Raw genomic sequence first — 3,883 nt, 5'->3', positions numbered from 1 at the left:
AGTAATGAGTAAGGAAGTAATTAGTAATGAGTAAGGAAGTAATTAGTAATGAGTAAGGAAGTAAGGAAGTAATTAGTAAGGAAGTAATTAGTAAGGAAGTAATGAGTAAGGAAGTAATATCAAGTCCGTTTAATCAGTTATATTATGAGATATTGATGCAAATATTTAAAAACCATCTTTCTCCCCTGCTCCCGGAGCTCCCCCTCTCCCGGAGCTCCCCCTCTCGCCTGTTAGCCAATTTCTGTACTTTTTTGGGAGTGCTTTGATATGAGTTAAAGCTTACTATGAGATAAACTCACAGTAAATTCAGATTCATATTTAATAGGCGATCGCTCTCACTGTATTATAAAAATAGTTATTTAGCCGTTTAACTGTCTAACTGTTTCTACCGATAGAGATAGGGCTTCAGCCACTTGTTCAATACTTAAACCCATTCCTAATAATTTTGGTATAGAATCTCTGACAGATTGTTCTACAGTATCTGCTCGTTGTTTTTCAGCTTCTGCTCGTTGTTTTTCAGCTTCTGCTCGTTGTTTTTCTACTTCTGCTCGTTGTTTTTCTACTTCAGCCCGTTGTTTTTCTACTTCTGCTCTTTCGCTACCTGTCAGGAGTAACTCTCCTTGTTGATTCCACCATCTTAACCAATACTGATGTTGATTTTGATAACTTCCTCTCCACAATCCTAACTCTATTCCCAATCTCTCTAAGGGATAATGTCCTCTTTCGTTGGCATTTATCCTCTCATAGACACCATCTACTAAATGATATACTTCCAATTCTTGGTTTTTAATTACATAAATTCCATAGTACGGTATGCGAATTATTTGCTCATATACCCAAAATTTCCCTGGTTTTTGCTGATTATCGCTCCTTGCTGGAGTTCGGTCTCTTTCTTCATCCCCATTACCACTAGCAAATTCTAAGGCAATCAATGGGGCTAAATGTTCTCTCCACAACACATAAGACCTTCTAATTTGCCCATCAAGTAAAGGTGGTACATTGGGAACATAAAACCAATCTGGTGCTTCAGCACCTTTTTCTGGGGGTTCGGTTTCTCGCCAATAAATGCCACAATCTTGACCGATGGCATATTGTCCATCGGGGTGAATTTCCCGGAGAATTGGGCCTAGGGAGTCAGTTAAAATGATACTTTGGGGATGTTCTTGAAAATTTTTCACGAAGGTACCATCAGAGTCGGGGAGTTGGGTATGATCTGGAAATGGTGGGGGAAGAGCGATGGATTCTCGTTGTTGAGTCATACTTACTTTTGATAGAGAAGTGTAATCTAAATTGAGGTTTTGTTGATGTTTGGTTAATGATTTAAGTAAGGGAGTTGCCGGAGACATCAATATTATTGTCGGCTTTATTGTCGGCTTTTAGCTTTCCTTAAACCATGTAATTAGATCTGCATCTAAGCTTAGTGTTATTTGCTGTTTTCTTTGATTATAAAATACACCTCTTTTTGCATTACTCCAGTCATTAACTTCAGGAATGTCTTGAGTATTAATCTCGTTTTCTGGTAATTTTGATAATGCTTCTAACTCTTTTTGTTGTTCTGTAGTTAGTTGCTTAAAACTCTCCTTCTTCATAAGCTCTCTTCACCAGCATTTTGATTGTAAGTTTCAGAGTTCCCTATCAAGGATAGCATCTTGAGCTCAGATCTTGCATCTTTACCTAATGTTACTGGTGGGGGTTGAGTAATGAGTAATGAGTAATGAGTAATGAGTAATGAGTAATGAGTTAAAGAATTAATGCGATCGCCCTTGAAAATTTGTTGACCCTAAAGGCGTATTCAGTATTTTTGTTCTCCTGATGCGTGATGCGATTTTAGGCGAAAGAGAAATGAACTTTTTCTGAGGTTAATTTAGTACATAAGTTCTGGTGCTTTGCTCTGAGCTGATCGTGAGATGTCCGTTATACATTCTCGCATTCGCTCATTACCGCTCTGTAAATCAGCAACTTTTGGCAAAGATGCAAGATCTGAGCCTATGGTATTTTAGGGAATTAATGGCGATCGCCAAAAAGGAAGAATTAATTATTAAATTTGGAAAAATTTGTGTTAAGTTTAATTAATGAAGACTTCATACTTAGATCAAAGCACCAATGTCATAAGCTACTATTGGAGTTGGAAAGGAAAAAAACTACCAGTATAACTACTGAATGATTCAGGGAAAAACTGCCGAACCATAAGTTTAAGAATTTTCCAATTCAACAGTTTAATTACTTGGTAATAAAGCTTTGTTCTGAGTAAGAAAAAAAGTCTCACTTAACCCAAACAATTAACCATAAATACGATAGTAATCATATTTAGGATTATCTAGCTTCATGTTCACAAAACAAGTTACAGACTCAAAAGCTTATCAGTGGTTTCAAGAAAGATTAGAGATTGAAGCCATTTCCGATGACATAACCTCAAAATATGTGCCTCCTCACGTCAATATCTTCTATTGCCTAGGAGGAATCACCCTGACTTGCTTCCTAATCCAGTTTGCTACTGGATTCGCCATGACTTTTTATTATAAGCCAACTGTAACAGAAGCGTTTACTTCAGTTCAGTACATCATGAACGAAGTTAACTTTGGTTGGTTAATTCGTTCTATTCATCGTTGGTCTGCTAGTATGATGGTACTAATGATGATTCTCCATACCTTCCGTGTTTATCTCACTGGTGGATTCAAAAATCCCCGTGAATTAACTTGGGTAACTGGAGTAGTGTTAGCAGTAATCACAGTATCCTTTGGAGTAACAGGTTACTCTCTACCTTGGGACCAAGTTGGTTACTGGGCGGTTAAAATCGTTTCTGGTGTTCCCGCGGCCATCCCTGTAGTAGGTGACCAAATTGTAGAATTGATGAGAGGTAGCGCTAGTGTTGGACAAGCAACCCTAACTCGCTTCTATAGTCTACATACTTTTGTACTACCATGGATGATTGCTGTATTTATGTTGTTACACTTCTTAATGATTCGCAAACAAGGTATATCAGGTCCTTTGTAAACTGAAACATTTGTAACAGCAAAAAAAAATTAGGAGTGATGAGATAAGAATATCACTCAATTATACCGTCAGACTTTTTAAGGAGAACCAAGAGTAAAATGTCTACTTTAAAAAAACCGGATCTCAGTGATCCTCAGTTAAGAGCTAAACTAGCTAAAGGTATGGGGCACAACTACTACGGTGAACCCGCTTGGCCGAATGATCTTCTCTACACTTTCCCTGTAGTAATTTTAGGGACTATAGGCTTGTGTGTAGGTTTAGCAGTTTTAGACCCATCTATAATAGGAGAACCAGCAGATCCTTTTGCAACACCATTAGAAATTCTACCTGAATGGTATTTCTATCCAGTGTTCCAAATCCTACGTATTGTTCCCAACAAACTTTTAGGAATTGCAGCAATGGCTTCTATTCCTCTAGGTTTGATGATTGTGCCATTCATCGAAAGCGTCAACAAGTTTCAAAATCCTTTCCGTCGTCCCTTAGCAACTACAGTATTTTTAATCGGTACTATTGTAACCATGTGGCTAGGTATCGGCGCTACTTTCCCTCTAGATGAATCTTTAACCTTAGGTTTATTCTAAGAAGAGTAGAAGAAGGAAACTTTAAAAGCAAATATTTTTTCAAGGAGACCTTTTTTTTGATTCAGTTATTGATGATGAAGATAATTGAACAAAAAAAAGGTCGATTTTTATTTAACTCAGAATCTAATACTCCAGTCAAAAACGAGGTTCGTAGTTGGACTTTAGTCCAAAATATCTCAAGGGATGACAAGGGTAGATTGGGCGAATTCGTAATAAAAAGACAAAAATGAAGTTTTTTTAGCATAATAAATGAGGGCGCAAGCCGGAGAGATGGGCGCAAGCCGGAGAGATGGGCGCAAGCCGGAGAG

Annotated in this window: 4 protein-coding genes; 2 read left to right on the top strand and 2 right to left on the bottom strand. The window is 37.7% G+C overall.

Translation table 11 applies throughout. The features are described from left to right. Positions 1-359: 359 nt before the first annotated feature. Both MW688_RS03805 and MW688_RS03800 read right to left on the bottom strand, forming a co-directional pair. The gene (locus MW688_RS03805) at positions 360-1,259 is read right to left on the bottom strand and encodes a Uma2 family endonuclease (protein ID WP_486734568.1); all 900 of its coding nucleotides are present in this window, start codon (positions 1,257-1,259) and stop codon (positions 360-362) included. A 117-nt stretch (positions 1,260-1,376) separates the two neighbouring features. Then, positions 1,377-1,589: a BrnA antitoxin family protein gene (locus MW688_RS03800; protein ID WP_486734567.1), complete on the bottom strand. Its 213-nt coding sequence runs from the start codon at positions 1,587-1,589 to the stop codon at positions 1,377-1,379. A 736-nt stretch (positions 1,590-2,325) separates the two neighbouring features. Here MW688_RS03800 and petB point away from each other — a divergent pair. Both petB and petD read left to right on the top strand, forming a co-directional pair. Then, on the top strand, positions 2,326-2,994 hold the full coding sequence (petB, locus tag MW688_RS03795; protein WP_486734566.1) for a cytochrome b6: 669 nt from the start codon (positions 2,326-2,328) through the stop codon (positions 2,992-2,994). 98 nt (positions 2,995-3,092) lie between these two features. Then, positions 3,093-3,575, top strand: coding sequence for a cytochrome b6-f complex subunit IV (petD, locus tag MW688_RS03790; RefSeq protein WP_486734565.1), 483 nt, complete (start codon positions 3,093-3,095; stop codon positions 3,573-3,575). Positions 3,576-3,883 lie beyond the last annotated feature (308 nt).

Source organism: Johannesbaptistia floridana (genome assembly GCF_057440575.1).
This window is presented reverse-complemented; position numbering and strand designations above follow the sequence as displayed.